This is a genomic window from Chryseobacterium koreense CCUG 49689 (assembly GCF_001045435.1).
GTDB lineage: Bacteria > Bacteroidota > Bacteroidia > Flavobacteriales > Weeksellaceae > Kaistella > Kaistella koreensis.
Map to the genome: position 1 here is coordinate 1 of NZ_LFNG01000003.1, position 22,807 is coordinate 22,807.

Below are 22,807 nucleotides of genomic sequence, written 5' to 3' on the forward strand. Positions count from 1 at the left end.
TCATCGGTGAAAAAACCATTGCCGACGCCATTCTGGACCGCCTTGTCCACCAATCTCACCGACTGGAACTTCAGGGCGAATCCATGAGAAAAAAGAAACGCATCAACAAACAGTAATTTTTATCTAAATTTGAACCTACATTAACACATGAAAAAAGCAGTTCACTGAATGAAAAAAGGGGTGGTCAGTTTACTCCGAAATTAGGTGGTCAGTTTAAACCGAACTTAGGTGGTCAGTTTAAATTGAAACTGGGTGGTCAATATCACCGAAGTTTCCAAATTAATGCCACTAACGAAAATTTTTTCTTGCGGTTAACAGATCCAGCTAATTGGCAAACTTCTAAATACGGTCAATTATTTATTACAGGTTTAGAACAAAACCAAATTAGTTTGGTAGTGAGTAAAGAGTTTGCGAGTAATAAACATGGGGATTATCAGCAAATTGGTGTGCCGTTTTTTGATAAGGAATTTGGGACATTACAATCTGAAATTAATACTGTTTTCACTAATCAAAGATGGACCAAAACGGAAATTCTTAAATGGAATAACAGCTTAATTCAATTTGATGGGTCGATCATCCCGGCTACTCCGATCAATTCTGCAGAGACTCCAGGGATCACCGTTGAGCTCACGGATAAAACAAAATTTGAAGACCGGGCTTCTTATTACGCACTCGGAACGGGAGGTGGTCTGATCCCAGAAAATGTAAGTGTTATAAACGGAATTCCTTACGCAGACCATCTGACTTTACTATTAAGTCCCCAAACAGTTCAGTTTGGCTCTAATGGAACCGGAACAAATTTATACAGAGAAAAATATAACACGTATGTCAGTGATATTTTCGAAATAGAAAATTCGTGGCAACAGACTTACGGCAAGTTTATCTATCAATTTTCTAATCCCTTTCTCACGAACCTGGATCTGTCTTTAATAGGAATAAATGAGACGCTGCTGGGCGCAGTAGTTGGCGACAATAATAATATTGATAACATTTGGGGAATTGCCGTCAATCCAACTAATGTCCATTTCAGTACCGCCTCAGGAACAACTTCAAACTACGCCGCTAATCAAATCGTGACCTTCGATATCAACAACCGTCCTGTGGGTAATATCAATGCATTGGTGATAAAGCCTCTTGGTACTTTTAAAATAAAATTACGCAATAGTACTCCAGCCATTTTGAATTTTGATAATCTTCGAAGATTTTCAAATATTCCCCGACAGGAAAACATTAATTATCATGTAAACGCAAACCTGATAAATGGCACTTCGGTAAAGCAGTTAGGCGTCTTGTTATTAGATGATAATTACAATCAGATTGGTGAAACTTACTATGCCCTAGCTCCTCATTTTAAAACTGGGAACAATGAAAACCCAAGTGAATACTCAGTTCAGGCCCAGGCCAGCAATTCAGGTCTAATAAGTTCTTACGAAGAAAATACTCAGACCGGAGGTATAGATGAAAATTTCGCCACGAAATACAGGCTCTACATCAATGAAGCGAATGAAGGAGATTTCGAAGGGAAAAAAGTTTCAATGGCCGTTTATGGCGGTAAATATTTGAAATTCGAAATCCGTGAAAATGCCCAATTAGTTGCAGAAGGAAATTTATCGACAAACAAAAAATTCTTTTATGAGATTGACGGCGGTGAAAAAATAGAAATTAAACAAGGCGACACCGTTCCCCTCATTGCCCAAACATATGGTCTTTATTATGGCACTCCCAAAACACTTTCGTCCTCTACATCGATTAAAGCGAATCGAACGGTCGTAACATACAACCCGAGTATAAAGAGCTATGTGGTCTTATTCGATCCGGAATGGCAGAGCGCTCAAGTTACTGTTTTTGATATGAGCGGACGTCTCGTTACAGAGACTAATAATATTGAGCCATCAACCCCATTTGTTATTGAACTGAACAATAGTATAAAATCCATGTACACGGTTCAAATCATTTCAAACAAAGGTGAAACTGTAATTTCTAAAATAATATTAAACAGATGATAATTTTTTTGAAAAATAAATTGATGAGATTGTGTCTGGTTGCCTTAATAGTATGCAATGGTATTCTTAATGCGCAATTCAAAGACAATGTTTATATGGAACAAAAACAGTCTGTCGGAGGTGACGGACCGGGCGCACCACCGGATTTCGGCGGTGGGAACCCCACGGTTTCTATTGACCAATTTATCCCATTCCTGTTAGCGTTATCTGTGTTTATGATTGTTTATGTCGGTCTTCATAAAAAGTATGGTAGAAAAATCAGAAACAATAAAATTTCGGATAGATAAGGAGAGGAAACAGGTTTGGATAAATTTCTGTTCAGAAAGGCAGATCACACTAACCAGTTTTATCGTCAACTCGGTAGAGGGAAAACTGTTAGATAACGAAAGGAGAGAAGTACTGGCGTTCATCGAAAAACAAGATTATCTATTTGTGAAAATAGAAACTAATATTAATCAAGTAGCGAAAATGGTGAACGGACAAAAGAATATCTCCGAACCGGAGCTTAAGAACTTTTCGGAAACGCTTCGTCAGCTGATACTTCTAAAGATAAGGCAGAATGAAATATTTGAAAAGATTTATTCTATGCTTGCGAAATGATCGTAAAAATTATGCCGGCGGCAGGTTCAAGTTTCCCAGGGGTGAATTACAACGATAAAAAAATTACCAATGGAAAAGGGGAATTGATGTCGATGAAAAACTTTCCTTCTTTCATTAATGAATCGAGTGGTAAAGAACAAGTAAGAGATTATTTAAGGGCCATTTCAATAGGAAACAAAAAGATAATCAAACCTCAATTTCATGCCATGATTTCCACAAAGTTTCAGGAACATTCCAAAGAACAACTTGCCGAAATCGCAGAAAACTTCATGAGTGAAATGGGATACGGGAAACAGCCTTTTACCGTAGTTTTTCACAATGACACAGATAATAACCATGTCCACATCGTATCGACAAGAGTAGATAAGACTACCGGAAAAAAGATCCACGATAGTTTTGAAAAACTGAAATCGCAAGAAGCATTAAGTAGAACCCTTGAACAACTATACCATCTTAAACCCGATGAGGAACTTGATAAATTATTGAATTATAAAGTCCGCACTTTCAAGCAACTGGAAACTTTACTTGAAAGAAATGGTTTCAAAATGATTAAAAACAAACTGGATGAAAATGCTTTTGATATCCTAAAGAACGGAGTGACCCATAGGACAATAAATATTGAGAGAATAAATTTTGCGAAGAATCAAAATGACAGCAGGAAGAATCAGATAAAAGCAATCTTAATAAAGTACAAAGATCTTCATTCCAACAAAGTGTTTAGGGTTGAAGACAAGAGAAAACAAGAATCAGTATTTCCTGCAACAAAAAATAAGTTTGGCGAAAATGAACTTAAAATAAGGTTGGAATTTGAAAGTGAACTGCAGCAGAAACTGAGGCAATTATTTGGGATAGACATCGTGTTTCATCACAAAGATAATGACCAACCATTTGGATATTCGTTGATCGATCATAAATCACATAGAGTCTATAAAGGTAGTGAGGTATTAAAAATGAGTGAACTGTTTGGGTTTACCAAGGAGAAAGTTGACAAACGCCTTTTCGAGCATTTGAAGGATTTTACTATTCCAGATAGAGAATCAAAATTGATTCTGTTGGGCTTTTTAAATAAAAATAATCCGGAAGCGAACCTGCAAGAGTGTATGCTTTTTGAAAACAGAGCGAAGAAAGATCTTGAAACCTATAGAGGAATCCAAAGCGAAGTTAGAAATCATTTAAAAAATAAAGCAGACAAAAATAGTGATGATGACAATGTTTCAATTATAAGAGGTGGGAGTGGAAAAACCTATGCTATTAGCATAAAATACCGTTTTGTTGTTGAAGTGCAGAGTTTGATTGGAGAGAAGGAATATCAGAGAATATTAAATTCAGAAATAGGCAATAGTGAAAAATCACAACATGAAAAACATTCCAGAAGTGAAGTAATGAAAGCTGTAGATGAAATGCTTTTTGAAGTCATGAAAACTTCAGGAACACCAAAAGATCCCGGAGAAAACGAACTCAAAAGGAAAAGAAGAAAACGGAAATAATAAAAATACGCATGATAATCACTTTTGCAACTCAAAAAGGAGGTACGGGGAAAACTACACTTGCAATCACTTTTGCGAATTACATTTCCACCATCTCAAAAAGGAAAATAAATGTTTTCGATTTTGATTATCAAAAGTCATTTTACCAGAAATGGAAAGAGGATGAATTATTGGATCTGCCCAAATTATATGATGTTGAAATTATAGGAGACGAAGTAGAGCAACCTTTTTCAGACTACGAAACGATCTTGGATTTGAAAGATAATGATGACATCAATCTTTTTGATCTGGCCGGTACGCTTGATGCAAAGTACAGTGATTTATTGATTTACAGCGATTTTATCATCATTCCATTTGAGTATTCAGATGTGTCTGCAAAGTCCACATTGGTATTTGTGAATTTTTTAGGAATGCTGGAAAGTCAGGCAGAGCGGGTTTTCATTCGCTCGAAATATGACAAAGGCTATAAATATCTAAATCAGGAAGGAATGGACGCTGAAATACAAAAATACGGAACACTACTAAAAAGTCCAGTGTTTAAAAGAAATTGTCTGCAAACAATTAATACCAGGCAACTGAACTATGAACAGAAGTACGCGGTTAGAAATTCATTTAATGAAATAATCACCTGTATCAATGAAACCCTGGATACCAATATTTAATCCCATAATTCACTACCAATCTTTTGAAAAACTATTGAATATGACAAAATTTCTAATCATTCTTCTCGTGCTTTACTTCCTTTACTATATCGGAAATATCGTGTACGATCTATTCGTGAAAAAGGAATCTACTTTAGTTACCGAGGAAATTAATGTCTTTTCGCTGGTAGAATTTGAAGAGCAAAATAGAGATGCAGTAACAACCGTCGGAATAGAAGATGTAGAAAATCTGAATACGCCGAAATCATTTAACAAAAAAGAGTTTCCAGTTGACACTGAAATTTCGGAAGAAAGAGAAGATATAGAAGTTTGGCGACAAAGATTTGAATCGGAACAAAATATAGATTCATTTGATTCTGGGACTCTAGAATTTGTTGGAGATGATAATAATTTGGATGAAGTAATTGGGGCCGAAAGAAATGAGGCGAATCTCCGAGATGAAGCTGAGAGCGAAGCGAATCAGAATCTTCGCAAAATCAACAACGATAGATGGTTCCAAATGTTGAATGATGCAGAAACGACCGTGCAAATGATTTCGAATACGAACGGCCATAAAGTCTATCAGGCAGCAGGATTTTAAAAATTACAATTTAAACCTTAAATATTTTAAAGAAGATGATTCAAAATTTAAAAAAACACAAAATGATGAAAAGAAGTTTAACTGCTTTTGCAGTACTCTTTTCCTTGAGTACGGCGCTTGCGCAATCTGGTGGAAGTGCTGCATTGGGCGCCGCTGCAACTACAATTTCAGGTTATATGAATGATCTTGGATTACTGATTTACGCAATCGGTGCTATTGTAGGAACGGTTGGTGGAATCCGGATTTATAACAAATGGACGAATGGAGACCAGGACATCAACAAAGAGATTGTTGGTTGGGGCGGTGCCTGTATTTTCCTACTGTTAGTTCCGACTTTTATTGCAGCAATATTCTAGTGGGGTATTTTCTTTATAAGGGGCTTAAAAAACCCCTTATATTTTTCGGACTGAAAGATAAATACATCTACTATGCAATGGGTTCAGCGATTGGCGGACTCCTCACCGTCGCAATTCTTTCCTCACTATTTGGGATTTTCGGAATGCTCATCGGAGCCGCAATTGGTGGAACCGGAGTTTTTCTCAGTTACAAAACACAGGATTCTAAAGGGCTGTACAATAAAACAAAGAACGAAAAAGAGCTTCATATCATTCCATCCAACCTCAAAAATATCAAGTATAGAACACTAAAAACTAAGCTCTAATTTCAAAAATCTACATATGAATTTAAAGAAAAAGACATTTGAAATTCCGTTTATCGGTTACGATTATGGAAAAGACAATAATTGGAATTTTGATGCACTTATTGGGCAGTTTGGTAATCCAATTATTGGAATCCAGATTAAAAATAATGTGGAACAATATTCTGCGGATCCGGATGCCTATCTTCAATTTCATACCATTTTGAACCAAGTTGTTGCAATCATCGGTGAAAATCATATCGTACAAAAGATTGATATTTTCAGCAAAAAAGAATATGTGGCAGAAAGATCAAACGAATTTCTGCAAGAAAAATATTCAGAACATTTTGATGGAAGACTTTTTAAAACAATTGACACGCTTTTATTGTTCACAGACATTGTAGATCAAAACTCAAAGAAGAATACCTATAAATATTCTGCAAAATCTTATAAAGTGCTTAGAGACAAATGTCTTAAGATATTCATGTTGCTTTCTCAGAATGAATGCGCCCCGCAGTTTCTGAAAGAAAAGGATTTAGAGTACTACATCAACGGTGTTCTTACGGTGAACTTTGCGAAAACACCTTCATTTAATAATATCAAAGCCACGAGTGAGCATCTGATTATTGGTAAACAATTCGTAAAAACAATCAGTTTTGTAGATGTAGAAAAAATTGAGTTGCCTTCTGAAATTGAGACCTATTCCTATTTAGGTGGAAATGGCTCCGCATCAGAAACTGCGGTGGATAATTTTTCTTTTATCAATGAGTTGGAAGACTATAATACCATTATTTATAATCAAATTATTTCCATTCCTCAGCAAGCACCCAAGCAACGGGAACTAGAAAAAAAGAAGAAAAAACACGAAGGGGTAGCAAATAATTCACCATCTAATGCCATTGTAGCGGAGGAAATAGAGGAACTCTTACACAATATTGCAATGGACGGTCAACTGATAGTCGATGCTCATTTTTCAATATCCTATTCCACAGATTCGCTGGAAAAAATGGAAGAAACCCAGTCTCTGATTGAGAACAAACTGTTTATGAAAGGGATTATTGTTTCGCAAAATTCATACAATCAGTTGGAACTATTTAGATGTTGTATTCCAGGCAATGCGGTGGAATTAAAATCATACGATCTTTTTACAACGACAAGCGAAGCGGCGCTTTGTTTTTTTTTTAAAGAAAGTTACCCCGTGAATGAAGATTCCAATTTCTACCTGCGATTTACCGATCGACAAGGAGTTCCATTAAAGATTGATCCTTCAGATTTACCCATGAAAACCGGCAGGATAAATAACAGAAATAAGTTTGTACTTGGTCCGTCCGGTTCGGGTAAATCTTTTTTGATGAATAATATTGTGGAGCAATATCTCACCTACAATTATGACGTGATCATTGTAGATACAGGCGATTCATATTCTGGACTTTGTGCCTATAAAGGCGGGCGATATATTCAATATACTGAAGAAAAGCCTATCACGATGAATCCATTTCTGATGGATAAGAATGAATTCAATATCGAAAAAATAGAATTTTTGAGCAATCTAATTTTTCTCATTTGGCAGGGAGCAGATGCATCGATGAGTTCTACTCAAAAATCAATATTAGATAATGTGTTGATGGCTTATTACCATCAGTTTTTCAATGGTGGAAGTGATTGGTTTGAGACCAAAACCTCGGAAGAATTATTTCAGTATCTGCGAAAATATAACATTCATGAGGAAGATATCTATGCGGAATACGAGAACGAAATCAAAGAAAAGGAAAATTATTATGATGTTTTAGAACTTGCATTTGATGCTTCTTCAACGGATATTAGAGATAAGGGAAGGAGGTTAATTCAATTATTCCATCCCGATAAAAACGTGAATAATCCGGATTATGATGTTTCTAAATTTTATAAAGTATTTGAAGCCTATGAAACTTTAAATGATGAGAAGAGAAGAAAAATTTATGACGAAACACAACTCATTATCACCAAGACAAAATCCATTATCAAACGCCCTGAAAATAGTGATGAATGGGATTTTGCAATTAGAAATGCATTAATAAAAAGAATCATCGAATTAGAAGAAAAACTTTCTGTTTCGGAATTGTCTTTCAATAGTTTCTATGATTACTGCGATCAATTTTTACCGATTTATTTGAATAATAAAAAACATAAAATTGATGAAAGTGAATTTAAACTTCGCACGTTTTTATTTGTTTTAAAAGATTTTTATAAAGGAGGAAGATATGGAACAACATTGAATGAAAATGCTGATAATACTTTGTTTGATGAACCTTTTATCGTATTCGAAATCGATAATGTAAAAGACAATCCCAAATTATTTCCCATCGTAACGCTCATCATCATGGATACTTTCATCCAGAAAATGCGCTTGAGGAAAGACAGAAGGAAAGCTTTAATAATCGAAGAGGCCTGGAAAGCAATCGCATCTAAATTAATGGGTGGATATATCCTTTACCTGTACAAAACGGTGCGAAAATTCTGGGGTGAAGCCGTGGTGGTTACTCAAGAGTTAGATGATATTATAGGAAATACGGTCGTTAAAGATTCTATCATCAATAATTCTGACACTTTTATATTATTAGATCAGACGAAATTCAAAGATAATTTTGACAAAATCGCTTCTCTTCTTTCCCTTAATAAAGTGGAACAGAATAAGATTTTCACCATTAATAATCTGAACAACAAATTCGGACGCAGTCGATTCAAAGAGTTTTATATAAAGCGCGGATCTAAAGGAGAGGTCTATGGAAATGAAGTTTCACTTGAACAATATTTGACCTATACCACAGAAAAGCCGGAAAAAATAGCCATTGAATATTACGCAGACCATTGTCAAAATTACGATGAAGCCCTTCAATTATTTGTCAAGGATTTTAAGAATCTTGATGATAAGATGGAAAACATGGTTGGCTTGGTGAATCTTTATCAACAACCATTGGATCAGGATGTATTTGATTATTACAATCATGTAAAAGAACAAAACAATCAACAAAGCATTTTGAAAATAATTGGTCAAGAACTACTGGATAGCCAAATGAATTTCAAAGAACTCCTTCAATCTAAAAAATTTAAATATGAAAAAGTTTAGCATTTCAGTATTGTTAATGGTTGGAAGTTTTGCCTTTGCTCAAAACACGTACATCGATGTAACTACGACGCTCGCTCTGAAACTATATTCTGATAATTTAGAAAATCAACAGGAAAAAACTTTGGAGCAGCAGACGAAATTACAGCAGGCTCAAACTTGGGTGAGTACTCAAATGACTGTTGCCAATAATATTCAAAACAAAGTATTAAAGGGTCTAAATGAAGTTTCCGGAACGCTTAAAAATGGAGTTCAGGTTGTGAGTATTTATAATGAGTTAGATCGATGCTTACAATATTCAAGCGACATTTTAGAATTGACAAGAGACAAACCACAATACTCAGTTTTTGGTGTGAAAGCAACGCAAAAAGCTTATGAACAGGTCATAAAATTGACCACCGATGTAACAGACCTATTAAAACCTGGAGAATTAAATCTTGCGACTGCGGGTGATCGGTACAAATTGCTTTTTTCAGTTTCGCAAAACGTAATCATGCTCAAAATCTGGTTGCTTGCCACGAAATTAAATATTGAACGAGCAATCAGACTGGGTTGGTTTCAATCGATAAATCCATTTCAAGGCTACATCAATACGGACCGAAGTATTGTGGAAAATATCATGTGGACTTACAAAAATAGATTTTAAAAGTAAAAAAGCGAGGCATGAAAAAGAGATTGATCCTTTCCATTATTTTACCTGCCATTTACGTGGTTTTAACATCTTCGGGTGGAAATACAACTCCGCCTTGGCAAAAGGAAAACGTGTCTTTTCCAATGATGAATCAAGAAATCCGGCACACGATGGAAGAGAATGATCGGCAGAAAACGATGAAAAATAGGCAGGATATTAATCTAACCACGGAAGTTGTAAACAAAAAACAATGGGAAAAATTTAAAGAAACCACCACCAAAATTCAAGAGAGATTACGATTGGTAGATTTTGCCATGCAAGCAATTCCAACAGGTTATGCCATTTTTTTGGAAAGTCAGAAAATCCAAGATATTCAATCGAAAATTATTACTGAAATCGAAACGGCTCCCTATTCTTTGATTGTGGTATTACCTGCTGAAATCAAGTTTGTAGATGATATGCAAATGGTGGTGAGATTACTTTCAGGTATCGTGCTTTCTTATGGCGCTATCAACCAAATGGAAAAAGCAGAAAGAAAAATCTTACTGGAATACGCATTAGGAGAGGTGACCAATTTGAGAAGAGATTCTCTTTTTATGTTAATGAAAGTTCGAGATATAAAACGGAAAGTAGAATGGACAAAATTTGTGATTCTTAATTATATCAATAAAGACAAACAGATTGTAGAACAAATTATTAGTCATTTTTAAATCAGTTTTATGAGAAATATTTTGCTGTTTACTCTTGCAATTTTTTGTTCTAATCTAAAATTATGCGCTCAAACTATTGTGTATAACGATCAATTGTTGATGCAAATTACCAAAAATCAAGCGGTTCGTTTGGCCAGCAATGATTCTTATCTAAACTCTTATGAAAAACAGAAAAAAACGTATGATGAAATCAATCAAAAAGTAGCACAAATCGTTGCTATTCAAAATTTCATCTATGATAAACTTACTAATGTGAATTCCGCCATTAAGCAGGGAAAACAATTGTATTATTTGTCCATAACCTTTGCTCAAATCGGCGTCAATGCAAATGATGTTTTGTCTCTCACCGTACAATATCCGGAATATGCCATTCTGCTGAATAGATTTTACATCGGTGCGGCACAGGAACTTTTGAAAATGCAATCAGAACTAACGAATGATATTCTGCTTGAAGAAAATGATTTTTTAATGGATCCTTATGACCGACAGGTGCTTATTCAAAATTTATCGACTAAAGCACAGATGATTAATGGGTATTTAGTATGCATAAAAATCAGACTGAAAAACGCTAAGAAAATACCTTATATCTACCAAATCCCAACCATCAATACGTATGTCAATTTAGATAGAATGATCGTAAAAGGAATAATCGAAAAGTACAAATTTATATTATCTGTAAAGTAATTAACTCCAGAGTATTTCACACAAAAATAAACACAATGATGAAAAAAAAATTTATAAAAACATTTTCACTACTGCTTTTCTCTTTCAGTACGATAGGTGTTTTCGGACAAGTAAAAAGGCTAAATGATCCTTCAATCGTTGCGCACAATAAGAGAATGGTGTTTGAATCTTGGGGAGATTTCCGACCCTATCCGAAGTATTTATTAGGAATACAGACCAACTTTGCTTACGCGACGGTTTGGGGTTGGCTTGCTCCGGCGAGAAACAGAGATTATAAAGACGGAGCAGATATCCGTCCATTAAAACCAACTGGTCTGGAAGTACAAAGACTTGTTGAACTGGAACTACAAAGAAAAGAAGCGGAAAAAATTAAAATTCAGGTTGATACACTTTATACTCGAAATGTTCAGGATTTAGCGCATTGGAGTTCCGCTACCGTTTCTGCTGATCCACTTTGGTTATTGTATTACAATCGAATGCTGAATCCATTAAATGCGTTTCCTGCAAATCCTCAAAATTACATTCAGTGGCAATTAAAGGATGATAAAACGTATCAAAACATGCTAGCAAATGGAGGGATTTCGCACCTAGAAAAAGAATTAGCCCTACTAAAAGATAAATACAAAAATTCTAGAACCTTGGATGTGCCACGCGGAAAAAGATTTCTTATGTATCATGAAACTTTAATTGGTTGGAGAAATTTTAAAAACCAGTTAAGAGCTTTCGATCAAAAAAACAATTTATTTCTCGACTATAAAAAATTGCTCACAATCTCCAAAACAAAATTAGGAACTGACTGGAATTCTGTAGATGTACAAATCGCGCAAAAAATAATGATTGAATACCATAATAAATTTTAAATTATGAAAAATCACTTCACACTAATCATTTGTATTGTCTTATTTCTTTTGCCAACCGTGGTATTCGGACAAACTGATGATACCGAAAGTTACAATAAACTGCTGCAATTTCTGAAAGGAGACGGTGCATTTGAAAAGTGGTTTATGGAGGCTTTTACCAAATTAGATACAACAATGGCGGCACAATCTGCCGGAGCGGTAATGCTTGGTCAGGCGATTGGTGGTTTTGGCGCACTATGTTATATGGGTTATCTCGGGTGGCAAATGCAGGAGGGAGCCAGACCATGGGAAGTAACACCAATGATCCGCCCTACAATTATTGCTTTTATATTAATGTATTGGGGTGCTTTTACAAGTATGATTCAATATCCACTGCAATCACTTGCAGAACCAGGAATTGCGCTTTTTCAAGATATAGAGAAAGATGCAAATGATCTGCGTGTACAAAGATTTATAAAGCAAAATCAAATTTTAGAAGTTTTAATTAAAACACAGGCTGAAGAAGAGGCAAAACAAGAAACTTTAGACAAACTGGAGAAAAAAGCAGACGACAGTTGGTTTGATATCGATGTCGATAAATTATTGGCACCTGCGAAAGAGTGGTACATGAAAATGGAATTTAAAATCCAAAAAACCCTGTCTGAAATTATAGAAGCGGTGTCCTTAACAATACTTCGGGTTTGTACTTACCTCATTTTCTTTATTCAAAAAATTTGGAGTTATGTTTTAATCGTTTTGGGTCCCATTGCCGTTGGAATGTCACTTATTCCAGGTTTTGAAAATTCATTTAATAATTGGGTCACCAAATTCATCAACATCAATCTTTACAGTTTTATCACTTACACCATAATTAATATTGGTCAACAACTCATTATGTCTGGTTATCAAATGGAACTGGATCGATACGCACTTATTATTGATTCAGCGGGTGTTGCAGATATGAATACGCTTCGGGTGTATGTTCAAAACAGCGGAATGATGTACACCGCGCTTTTTCCTTGTGTTGCTTACATCATAACTGGTATTGGAATTCTTATGGTTCCCTCAATCGCTGATTCCATTGTTTCCGCAGGTGGTGCTGGAATTATGAGCAAAGGTAAAGCAGCAGGTGGAACAGTTGCAAGTGTCGGTAGAGCAGCAACAGCGGCGGCAGTCGGAGGAACAGCAGGTGCAATAACGGCGGCAAGAGAAATTGCTAAATCAGTAAATAAAATGAATAAAAAATAGGTTAAAAATTAATTTGCAACCCTATTCTAATCTGAAATCACTTTAAAATGCTTGTAAAAAATATAGAACAAAAAATAAAAATCAATAAGGTTGTTTCCATAGCATCTATTCTGTTTGCTGTTTTGATTGTAATTGTAGGATTTGTTTTCGCCTATAAACTAGTCCAAGATTCCAGAAAATCACTTTATGTAATTGATAATGGCATACCAGTTTTGGTAAAGCAAACCGATGAACTTTTAAATAGACCGGTCGAGTATAAATCTCAAATTGAATTATTTCATCGCTTGTTTTTCACGCTTGCTCCAGATGACAGATACATTAAAGAAAATGTTGAAAAATCACTTTATCTCATTGATGATAGCGGTAAAAAAGAATATACCAATTTGAGAGAGAAAGGTTTTTATAATCAGATCATATCGGGTAATTCTCTTGTTACGGTTCGCAACGATTCGATAAAAATGGATTTGCCAAACAAGAAGTTTATCTACTACGGAACTCAAATGATTAATCGGAAAAACACTTTAATCATTAGAAAATTAATTACAGAAGGGAATTTTGAAGATATGATTAGAAGTCCCAACAATCCACATGGCGTTTTATTACGAAACTGGAGGATTTTAGATAACAGTGAATTGTCGAACAAAGCAAAATCAAATTACTAATGACGATGATAAAATATAATTCGATTAAAGAAAATCTACTTCGATTAAAAGAGTGGATTTACAATCATCCGAAGAAAGTCTATCGGTATGTGATGGTGGTTTTGGTAATTTCTTTTGGGCTGATTTTCATTCAATATTACTTTTTTACACCTCAAGTTTCTACGGGAATTAAAATTCCGACGATGTATTCTGAAAGTGACCAAGTAAAGGCGGATATGGAGAAAAGTGACCAGAAAATGAATGTCATCGTAAATGAACTCCAATCATTGAAGAAGAAAAGAGAAAGCGGTCCATTATCAAAAAATGACAGTCTGCGTATAGAATATTTGTTCCACCAATATCAAACTTTAAAAAATGGACTTTAAGAAAATTAATTTTAAACAACCCAAATATATTTTTCCATTGATCCTCTTGCCGGTCATTTTATTTCTCGGCTTCCAGACCACGAAATATATGGATAAAGAGAAGAAACCAGAAGAACTATCGCAAGACCTTTCTCTGAATTTGGGGGAAACGCAGGATTCCATTCTTTCAAAAAATGCTGCATATGATGATTTATTCGAAAGAGGAGATGGACGCTCAATGCTCGACGGTATTGATAAAGATGAGGACAGTTTGCAAAATTATTCTGACAATTTAGATGACAAGCAAAAGCGGTATATCGATTCTATAAAAATGGTAAGAAGTCTAAATAGTAGAGCAAATGGTAATGTTGGAAATGAGTCTTATTATAAACAAAACTCCCAAAGAAATTTTGATGAAAAAGATTTTCAACGTTCTGCAGAAATGATTAGGATGCTTAATAATGAAAGTAATGGAAGTGGGCAAAATCCGAATTCTGCTAACCAAAATAGTTTCAGATCGGCAAGAAATGAAGTCGAAAATGATCCGGTAAAGATGTTAAAAAAGCAAATGTTGATGATGGACTCATTGGAAAAAGCCAAAGATCCAGAATATCAATCGGCGCTTGCAGCAGAAAATAAGATAAAAATGAATAAAGAAAAGATGGCTGCCTTTCTAAATTCTACACTTCGCGTCGATAAATCTTCACTTAATCCCAGTTTTAATTCAATTGCCAAGAAAAACGGTGATAGTTTTATTAAAGCGGTGATTGATGAGAACACTAAAGGTTATTTAGGAAGTAGGATTAGATTCAGATTACTTGAAGACATAAATGTTGGAAAACACAAAATAAATAAGGGAACAATTCTCTACGGTCAAATTTCTGGATTCGCGATGCAACGGGTAAATCTGAATGTGATATCAATTTTAAAGGATGGAAATATTCTACCAGTAAATCTTTCAGTTTTTGATATGGATGGAATGCAAGGGTTGTATGTTCCTGCAAGTGATTTCCGAGAAATGCTACGGGAAATGGGAAGTAATTCTGTACAGGGAACTCAAATGGATAAGGGAGGTGAAAGTTTCTTCACAAGTTTATTTTCTAGTCTATTCAGTTCTACTTCAAAAACGATTTCTAATATGATTCGCCAGAACAAAGCGAAATTAAAATACAATTCCTACATCTATCTCATCAATGATAAAGAACTTAAAAAAAACACTAATGATTAAAAATTCAATAAAAAACCTGATTTGCGGAATATTCCTTTTTTCGTCAGCATCATCTTTCGCCCAAACAGAAATATCTGAAAAAAGAGTTTCAGAACTCACCAATTTAGAAATTTCAAAAGGTATTAGTCTTCATATTATTTCGCCTGAACCGATTCAATTTGTGGATTTGTCTACCAATAATTTGACAGGAGATTTACCTGCTGAAAACATCGCAAGAATTAAAATTACTGAGGTGTCAGAATCAGATTCCATTGCTGCCAAACAAAATATTGACCTTAATGATTTGGGTGTAATTACGATTGTTTGCCAATCTTTTATGGTGCAGTATAAAGTGAACTATTTAAATTTTAAAAGAGATGCTGTAACGAATATTCAAATTCAGCCAGAAGATATGCAACCTTTGGAATATCCCAAATTGGCTTTTTCAAATACAGAATTGCAAAAATTTTCGCTTGATATTCTACGAAAAAAGATGGTGAACAAACCAATCCGTGAAGTAAAAAGTTTAAAACAGACAATGCAGATAAATAATGTGTACGTCGTTAATGACTACATATTTTTGGATATGACTTTTCTTAATTCGACAAATTTAGGATATGATATCGATGCGATAAAATTCTCCGTAGAAGACAAGAAAATTTACAAAGCAACAAACAATCAAAGTATTGCATTGAACCCAGTTTACCAGCTGTATAATCAGAAACAATTCAAGAAAAACTATCGGAATATATATGTTTTTAAAAAGTTCACTTACCCAAACAGTAAAGTGATGAAAATACGCTTGCTGGAAGAACAACTATCAGGTAGAGCGATAGAAATGACCGTCAAGTATTCTGATATTTTGAATGCAGATACTTTTTAAAGAAAGCAAAAAATGCAAGAACAACAGAATCAAATAAAGATTTACAGTTTTTTCCAAAAGATGGTTTATTTCATCGTTTTGTTGGACTGTACATCTCTGTTTTTCCTTTCAGCAAAAATCCCATTTGTAACTGATTTGCTCACGAAATTTTCGAAGATGGGTTTATTTTACCCACCTCTGAATGCGAAGTTTTGCACCATAGTATTAATAGCATTGGTTGCGATTGGAACGAGAGCCAAGAAAAAAATTGATCTTAATATTGGGAAGCAAATAATCTTACCAATAATGGTTGGATTAGCCTTGATGTTCAGTTCTTTGTTAATTGTTTCAGAAGCAGGCAACAATGCATTGCCAAAGGTTATTCCGCCTTTAAATTTCTATCAAATCATTTACACCCTTCTTTCATTTTTAGGTGCATTGATAGCGCAGGTCGGTGCAGATAATATCTCAAAATTGATGCAGCAGAAAATGGGAAAAGATCGATGGAATATTGAGGAAGAAAGTTTTGCTCAAAATCAAGAGTTGGTAAAAACGGATACGTCTGTGAACATTCCATATCTCTTTAGATTTAATAAAAAAACTAATAAGGGTTGGATTAACATTAACCCCTTTCGAGGTACGATGGTCATTGGAACGCCAGGATCAGGAAAATCCTTTGGGGTTATTAATCCTGCGATTCGCCAGATGATTAATAAAGGTTTTTGTCTTTGTATCTATGATTTTAAATTTCCAGATTTAGCGAAGATTGCCTACTATCACTATTTATTAAAGAAACACAGAGATCCTGCGTATCAACATGAATTTCATGTAATTAATTTAAATGAGGTTGAAAAATCAAAAAGGGTAAATCCATTTAAAAAAGAATACATCCAAACTTTAGCAGAAGCACAGGAAATGGCAGAATCTATGGTTTCCTCTTTGCAAAAAGGTGGTCCAAGTTCTGGCGGCGGATCAGAAGCATTTTTTACGCAGTCGGCAATAAATTTTCTTTCCTCCTGCATTTATTTCTTTGCACGATTTGAAAATGGAAAATATTCAGATTTACCGCATATTCTGTCTTTTATGAACAGGAGTTACCAAGATATTTTTGATACTCTTTTCTCGAATGAAGAAATATTTTCCCTGCTTTCGCCATTTAAAACCGCGTATGATAATAGAGCGTTTGACCAATTAGAAGGACAAGTTGGAACATTAAAAATTTTCCTTTCCAGATTGGCGACCAAAGAAAGTTTTTGGGTTTTTTCAGGTGATGAAGTAGAGTTGAAAATAACTGATAAAGAAAAACCGTCGATTATCATTTTGGCTTCCGATCCGGGAACGCAAGACATTAATTCAGCCTTGTATTCATCTATTTTAAATAGAACATTACGACTGATTAATTCTAAAAATAATTTGCCGGGTGGAATTATAGCAGATGAGTTCCCAACAATTTACATTCACAAAATTGACAATGTTGTGGCAACGGCCAGAAGTAATAAAATTGCTGTGCTTTTAGGCTTGCAGGAAATTCCACAATTGCGACAATTCTACAAAAAAGAAGTAGCAGAAACCATCTCAGCGATTGTAGGAAATATCATTTCAGGATCAGCAAGAGACAAAAATACTTTGGACTGGATGGAGAAAATGTTTGGAAAAATCAAGCAGAAAAGTTATTCGCAATCCATTTCTCAAACAGGAACTTCTACAAGCATCAATGAGAAAATGGATTTCATGATTCCCGCTGGAAAAATAGCAGCACTCAAAACCGGTGAGATGGTTGGAATGATTGCGCAAGGTGAAGAAAATAATACAGAAGAGTACAGAACTTCTGCGATTAGTGGAAAAATTAATCTAGATATGAATGCCATTAAAAATGAAGAAGAAAATTATGTGGCAATGCCTGATTATTACTCATTCTTGGACAAAAAAGGAAACAATAGAAAAGAGGAAGTCCTAATGACCAACTTCCGGAAAATAAATATGGAAGTAGAATTAATAGTAAATGAAACGGCTAAAGCATAAAATGATGAAGGTGAAATTTAAAATAGCATTTCTGTTATTCGGGGTTATGTGCGGCCAGTTATTGAATGCTCAATTCAATACTTTGAAGCGAAGTAAAGTTGAAAAAGAATCAATTACAAATTTGGACTTAAAAATTCAAAATCAGAAAAGCGATAAAAGTGAAAAGATAAACAGAGGTATAAAATTATTTAGTTCCCCTTCCAAAGCAGAATTGAAAAGAAAAATTGATTCCTTAAAATCATCGTTGATTAAAAATAGCGCTCCGAAAATCAAGGATAAAAATTTTGATTTTAAAAGAATTGAAGATTCATTAATTATCATTTTGAAAGCAAATGCAGTTCTGATAAAAAAATCTAAACCATTGAAAACCTTTGATTTTATAGAGGACAACGAACTAAACTTAACATCCAGAATTCACATGCCGCTCAAAAATAGAATTTCTGTCACCTCTTCTTTTGGATCCCGGACTCATCCTATTTTTGGAATAAAGAAAATGCACAACGGGGCAGATCTAAAAGCATCATACGAAAAGGTATATGCAGTAATGGATGGTATTGTAACGGTGGCAGGTTGGGATTCTAAAGGGGGTGGAAATTATATTAAAATCAAACATTCTAATTCCTTTGTCACTTCTTATCTGCATTTATCTGAAATCTATTATCGAGTTGGAGAATATGTAAAAGCAGGATTTATCATTGCAAAAAGTGGAAACTCCGGAAATTCGACAGGTGCACATCTTCATTTTTCAGTAAGCGAAAATGGAAATTACATTAACCCAATTCATTTTTTAAATGATCTCATCAAAGCAAATAATTTAATAGCAACACATTATGCAAACTAACAATTTACCCACAGAAGACCTAAAGAAATATGGAATTGTAGAACCCGATAATTCATTTTCAAAAAAACTATCTGCAGAGGATATCCAGAAGTTTCTGAGTGGATATACCATTGTTGCAGACAATGATAAAAACAGAGCAACTTTTCAGCTCGTTGAAAATAACAGCCGTTTAAATGTGGTTTTTCTGGAAAGAGATAAGAATATTTCTAGCATTTTGGCTGAAAGTAAGGAAAGGATAGAATATTCGGAAATCAAGGATTTATCAAAAGGTGAGAACCAATTAAATTTCGAAAAGAAAGCCTTTGTATATGATAAAGAAACCAAAAATGTGGTTGAGTTTGATTTGGTGAAAAACGCAATGGAACTGACTGCAATTATAGCCGATAAAAAAGATGCGATTGAAATCAACCGTTACAAAATAGAATTGCAAAAACTGAAAAGTTTTCTGCAGGATAAAATGGATCAGTTTCCAGAGATCGCGAAAGAAATCACTAGCGATTTGAACATTGTATCAGAAGAAATCAACACCATAAATAGTATTTCACAAAATGAGAGCAATTCTCCAAAACAAGGACGATCAGAAGTTCAGCTCAATGTGAATGATCCCGATTTATACCATGATGCTCATCGGAAAAGAGACGAAGAATTCGACCAAGAAGAAAAGAAGGAGAAGTCGCGAGGTTTCAAAAGATAGACTATTAAAAATCCCAATTCTAAAAACTAAATATGACTATAACATTAGAAATAGGCAGGTACAACGAAAAAGTTGAAAGCGCAGGTTTTCAAAAAATGGAATTTTCCGACATCGATGAAGCGATTGCTAATCTCGAATTTATGAAAATGGGTTTCAATTATTTTAAAACTGGAGAATCGTTAGTTGTAAGATTAGCAGAAGGAACAAAACCGCATCTAATAGATTACGAAGCGGTTATTCCTATCCAGGAAATTAGAAAAGAACTCGAAGATAAATACCATCCTCACATTCAGAAAAATGAAAATGAAATCCGATCGATTACAACAAATGGCAAAACGAAAATATCGGCAAACTCAAACTTTAGTTTTGAAGCGGATGCAACGACAAGGTATGCAAAAACATCATCTGGCGAAGAATTACCTTTTAAATTGTTCAATCCCAATGAAACTGGTGCCGGATCCAATTTGCTACGGGAACCGCAAGATCCTTTACTATCCGACGATTTTGCATTAGTGGAAAGACGTTTTGCCGAGAACAAATCACTGCAACTCTTCGGGAATGAAAAAATCGGAAGTATCGATGATGTTGCCTGGCTTTTTAAAGCCTTAGAAGATGAAGCTGTAGAGCATGCTTTTTTAGTTTATGACTTTAAAGACAAAGGATATTTTGTTCAACATATTTCCACTGGAACTTTTGATGCAGCATTTGTTGATAACAGACTATTGATCGGAAATGTACTTGAAGCAAACCCTTCAGCAATCACTTTGGTACATAACCATCCGAGCGGAAATCTGAAAGTTTCTAAAGCAGATGTGGATTGTATTAACAAGTTGAAAAAGGCATTAGAAGATTCAGATATTAATGTAAATAGTGGGGTCATCATCAATTTAAGAAGCGGAAAGTATGTCGTTTTTGATGAAAATGAAACTGCTCATATCTATATGAAATCTAATCCGGAATCTTTCAAGGAAATACAGCCCTATTCTTTTAGTAAACAGGTTCTGGTAGAAAATTATCAACCCGTGAAAATTACGAGTTCAACAGATATTGCAAAATTTATTACCTCTCAAAAATTCGGGATCTCTGATAAGACAGAATTATTGGTGCTCAACAACCAGTTGAATATCGTGGGGAAATTCATTATGCCTCCTGATAATCAGCTTGATTTTATCATCGGGAAGGTCGCAAAGTTCGGTGGATCAAAGTGCATTTTGTATGGAAATAATATCACTCCGGAGCAAGTTAACACCTACAACCAGAAGCTACATTTTTCAGGAATCGAAATTTTAGATGCAATTCGATTTAACAGTGGTAATGGTAGAAAATTATATGAATCCTTCGCTGACAGCGGAGCGTTGAAAAGTCCAAGAGAAATGAATGGCGAAGTACGGGAACATTCAAATATTACTAATTATAAACAAAATCAAAAATCAAAAATTATGGAAAAGAAAGAATTTAACCAAGTAGAGTATTTGCAAAATCAACTGAAATACTTTGGGTTTGGTGAGAGTGAAAAACTTCACAAAGATTTAGAAACAGGAATGAATTCCGCGGAAAACCAATTTGAAATTAAAACCATTTCAGACAAAGCATCACCTGGTAACAAAGTGGATTTTACGTTGAAATTTAACAAAACAGACAGTGGAGGAGTTTTTCTTAATTCCTATCAAGCTGTTTTGAATAATGAGAAAGGAGAAGAAATATCCCAGAATTTCGCAGTGAACAGAGAGAATACCTTTACTGCAAAGGAAGCGGTTAATTTATTAGAAGGTCGATCTGTAAAAATTGAATTCACTAATCCGAAAACAGAACAATTGGAACCGGCATTTGTAAAACTCAATTTTGCAGAACCTAAAACGGAAAAAGGAAATTACAATTTCCAAAATTTCTACAAAAATTATGGGGTAGATACCGATCAGATCGTAGAAAAATCTAACCTAATTTTCGACAAGCCAGAGTACAAAGAAAGTACGATCAAATCTTTAGAAAAAGGGAATGTGGTCAAAGTGAAATTTGAAATGGACGACAATGTTGTGGAAGGGAAAGCAGTGCTCAATCCGCAATACAAGAACTTGAGTATCTACGATCAGGACTTGAACCGGATTAATACCAATAAGCCTCTGGAAGGTTTGGAGAACGAGAATAAGCACGATAAAAATAAGGTGAAGGAACAGAGTATCAAAAGGTAAGACCGTCAATCGTTGGATTATAAAAACGGTTGGTTTACTCTAATTAACCGTTTTTTTTCTTTTTTAAAAGCAAAGATATGTTACACAAAGTTAGGATGTTTAGTAGAAGTATATGCAGGTCACGGAGGAAAGTAACATTAATATTAGTGCCCCTAGTATTACTGGTGACTTACTCTTGTAGAAAAGAAATAAGACCTGAAAAGGGTGGTCTGGATCTTATTTCTAATGTTTATTTGGATGCCTCAAAAGGACTGGATAAGGTGCAGAATTTTCACATTTCAAGAATGAATTATTCAGGTTCTAACCTGATAGAGTTAATACCGGATATGAATTTTCCAGAAGTGACCGAAAACATTTACTACATCAAAGATTCAATCTATTTTAATGTTGGACTTGAGAATAGTGGCAGTGCAATTCTTTCAGATCTTCCAAGTCATCAAAAGGCACTTTCAGTTACTAAAAAGAAAGAAGGCGCACTTTTCACAGAGGAGTGGATTCCAAATTATCTTCATCGAAAAAACATTCGCGACACCGTGCTCTTCAATAAAAATTATAAACGCTTTGAAGTAAATTCTGCAAAAAGTTTTTCACGCTATTACATCTTTCCAACCGACACTATTTTGCCTTATTCTATTTATAGGCACGCAGAAATTGATTACGGCGGAAGGCTTGAACGAATTGATTCTTACAATAAAGACAAAGATATTTTCGTAACACTTCAGCTGCTAACCAGAAAGAATTGGGACGATGAAGCCAAAGAAATATTTGATTTTAATGAGTTTGTAAAAAAGAAAAAATAGTG

General features: G+C 34.7%; 24 protein-coding genes. All 24 read left to right on the forward strand.

Annotation, left to right across the window (positions count from 1 at the left end):
* A partial coding sequence (locus ACM44_RS15125) for an ATP-binding protein (protein ID WP_160303951.1) occupies positions 1 to 116 on the forward strand: 116 nt, incomplete at its 5' end.
* A 126-nt stretch (positions 117 to 242) separates the two neighbouring features.
* Positions 243 to 2,003, forward strand: a complete 1,761-nt coding sequence (locus ACM44_RS01945) for a T9SS type A sorting domain-containing protein (protein WP_048498442.1) — start codon at positions 243 to 245, stop codon at positions 2,001 to 2,003.
* A gap of 95 nt (positions 2,004 to 2,098) precedes the next feature.
* Positions 2,099 to 2,290, forward strand: a complete 192-nt coding sequence (locus ACM44_RS01950) for a hypothetical protein (protein WP_152669281.1) — start codon at positions 2,099 to 2,101, stop codon at positions 2,288 to 2,290.
* Positions 2,250 to 2,603 carry a hypothetical protein gene (locus ACM44_RS01955; RefSeq protein WP_034690471.1) on the forward strand — a complete coding sequence of 118 codons (354 nt, stop codon included), beginning with the start codon at positions 2,250 to 2,252 and terminating at the stop codon, positions 2,601 to 2,603. The genes ACM44_RS01950 and ACM44_RS01955 overlap by 41 nt, the downstream gene beginning before the upstream one ends.
* Before the next feature lie 92 nt (positions 2,604 to 2,695).
* A complete protein-coding gene (locus ACM44_RS01960) occupies positions 2,696 to 4,090 on the forward strand; it encodes a relaxase/mobilization nuclease domain-containing protein (RefSeq protein ID WP_316932545.1) in 1,395 nt (464 codons plus the stop codon).
* An 11-nt stretch (positions 4,091 to 4,101) separates the two neighbouring features.
* Positions 4,102 to 4,752, forward strand: a complete 651-nt coding sequence (locus tag ACM44_RS01965) for a ParA family protein (RefSeq protein WP_027376087.1) — start codon at positions 4,102 to 4,104, stop codon at positions 4,750 to 4,752.
* Between the two features lie 40 nt (positions 4,753 to 4,792).
* A complete protein-coding gene (locus ACM44_RS01970; protein WP_027376088.1) occupies positions 4,793 to 5,332 on the forward strand; it encodes a hypothetical protein in 540 nt (179 codons plus the stop codon).
* Positions 5,333 to 5,394: 62 nt separating this feature from the next.
* A complete protein-coding gene (locus ACM44_RS01975; protein WP_394330162.1) occupies positions 5,395 to 5,688 on the forward strand; it encodes a DUF4134 domain-containing protein in 294 nt (97 codons plus the stop codon).
* A complete protein-coding gene (locus ACM44_RS01980; protein WP_027376090.1) occupies positions 5,688 to 5,993 on the forward strand; it encodes a DUF4133 domain-containing protein in 306 nt (101 codons plus the stop codon). Before ACM44_RS01975 ends, ACM44_RS01980 begins: the two co-directional genes overlap by 1 nt.
* A 16-nt stretch (positions 5,994 to 6,009) precedes the next feature.
* Complete coding sequence (locus tag ACM44_RS01985; protein ID WP_048498443.1) at positions 6,010 to 9,075, forward strand: TraG family conjugative transposon ATPase; 3,066 nt, start codon at positions 6,010 to 6,012, stop codon at positions 9,073 to 9,075.
* Positions 9,062 to 9,718, forward strand: a complete 657-nt coding sequence (locus ACM44_RS01990) for a hypothetical protein (protein ID WP_048498444.1) — start codon at positions 9,062 to 9,064, stop codon at positions 9,716 to 9,718. Before ACM44_RS01985 ends, ACM44_RS01990 begins: the two co-directional genes overlap by 14 nt.
* A 128-nt stretch (positions 9,719 to 9,846) precedes the next feature.
* Positions 9,847 to 10,413 (forward strand): hypothetical protein, encoded by a 567-nt coding sequence (locus ACM44_RS01995; protein ID WP_241477127.1) that lies wholly within the window; start codon positions 9,847 to 9,849, stop codon positions 10,411 to 10,413.
* A 9-nt stretch (positions 10,414 to 10,422) separates the two neighbouring features.
* Positions 10,423 to 11,097, forward strand: coding sequence for a hypothetical protein (locus ACM44_RS02000; RefSeq protein ID WP_048498446.1), 675 nt, complete (start codon positions 10,423 to 10,425; stop codon positions 11,095 to 11,097).
* A 35-nt stretch (positions 11,098 to 11,132) separates the two neighbouring features.
* Positions 11,133 to 11,957, forward strand: a complete 825-nt coding sequence (locus tag ACM44_RS02005; RefSeq protein ID WP_048498447.1) for a hypothetical protein — start codon at positions 11,133 to 11,135, stop codon at positions 11,955 to 11,957.
* 3 nt (positions 11,958 to 11,960) lie between these two features.
* Positions 11,961 to 13,184: a membrane protein gene (locus ACM44_RS02010; RefSeq protein WP_048498448.1), complete on the forward strand. Its 1,224-nt coding sequence runs from the start codon at positions 11,961 to 11,963 to the stop codon at positions 13,182 to 13,184.
* A gap of 47 nt (positions 13,185 to 13,231) precedes the next feature.
* The gene (gene traK / locus ACM44_RS02015; protein ID WP_048498449.1) at positions 13,232 to 13,846 is read left to right on the forward strand and encodes a conjugative transposon protein TraK; all 615 of its coding nucleotides are present in this window, start codon (positions 13,232 to 13,234) and stop codon (positions 13,844 to 13,846) included.
* Positions 13,847 to 13,851: 5 nt separating this feature from the next.
* Positions 13,852 to 14,211, forward strand: coding sequence for a hypothetical protein (locus ACM44_RS02020; RefSeq protein WP_152669282.1), 360 nt, complete (start codon positions 13,852 to 13,854; stop codon positions 14,209 to 14,211).
* On the forward strand, positions 14,201 to 15,418 hold the full coding sequence (gene traM, locus ACM44_RS02025) for a conjugative transposon protein TraM (RefSeq protein WP_048498451.1): 1,218 nt from the start codon (positions 14,201 to 14,203) through the stop codon (positions 15,416 to 15,418). The genes ACM44_RS02020 and traM overlap by 11 nt, the downstream gene beginning before the upstream one ends.
* Positions 15,384 to 16,280 (forward strand): conjugative transposon protein TraN, encoded by an 897-nt coding sequence (gene traN, locus ACM44_RS02030; protein WP_241477128.1) that lies wholly within the window; start codon positions 15,384 to 15,386, stop codon positions 16,278 to 16,280. Before traM ends, traN begins: the two co-directional genes overlap by 35 nt.
* A gap of 12 nt (positions 16,281 to 16,292) precedes the next feature.
* Positions 16,293 to 18,281 carry a type IV secretion system DNA-binding domain-containing protein gene (locus ACM44_RS02035; protein ID WP_048498453.1) on the forward strand — a complete coding sequence of 663 codons (1,989 nt, stop codon included), beginning with the start codon at positions 16,293 to 16,295 and terminating at the stop codon, positions 18,279 to 18,281.
* 1 nt (position 18,282) lies between these two features.
* Entirely contained in the window at positions 18,283 to 19,122 is an 840-nt protein-coding gene (locus ACM44_RS02040; protein WP_027376102.1) for a M23 family metallopeptidase, read from the forward strand.
* Entirely contained in the window at positions 19,112 to 19,816 is a 705-nt protein-coding gene (locus tag ACM44_RS02045; RefSeq protein WP_027376103.1) for a hypothetical protein, read from the forward strand. The genes ACM44_RS02040 and ACM44_RS02045 overlap by 11 nt, the downstream gene beginning before the upstream one ends.
* Positions 19,817 to 19,848: 32 nt before the next feature.
* The gene (locus tag ACM44_RS02050) at positions 19,849 to 22,005 is read left to right on the forward strand and encodes a JAB domain-containing protein (protein ID WP_083993620.1); all 2,157 of its coding nucleotides are present in this window, start codon (positions 19,849 to 19,851) and stop codon (positions 22,003 to 22,005) included.
* A gap of 77 nt (positions 22,006 to 22,082) precedes the next feature.
* On the forward strand, positions 22,083 to 22,805 hold the full coding sequence (locus ACM44_RS02055; protein ID WP_233701965.1) for a hypothetical protein: 723 nt from the start codon (positions 22,083 to 22,085) through the stop codon (positions 22,803 to 22,805).
* Positions 22,806 to 22,807: the final 2 nt, after the last annotated feature.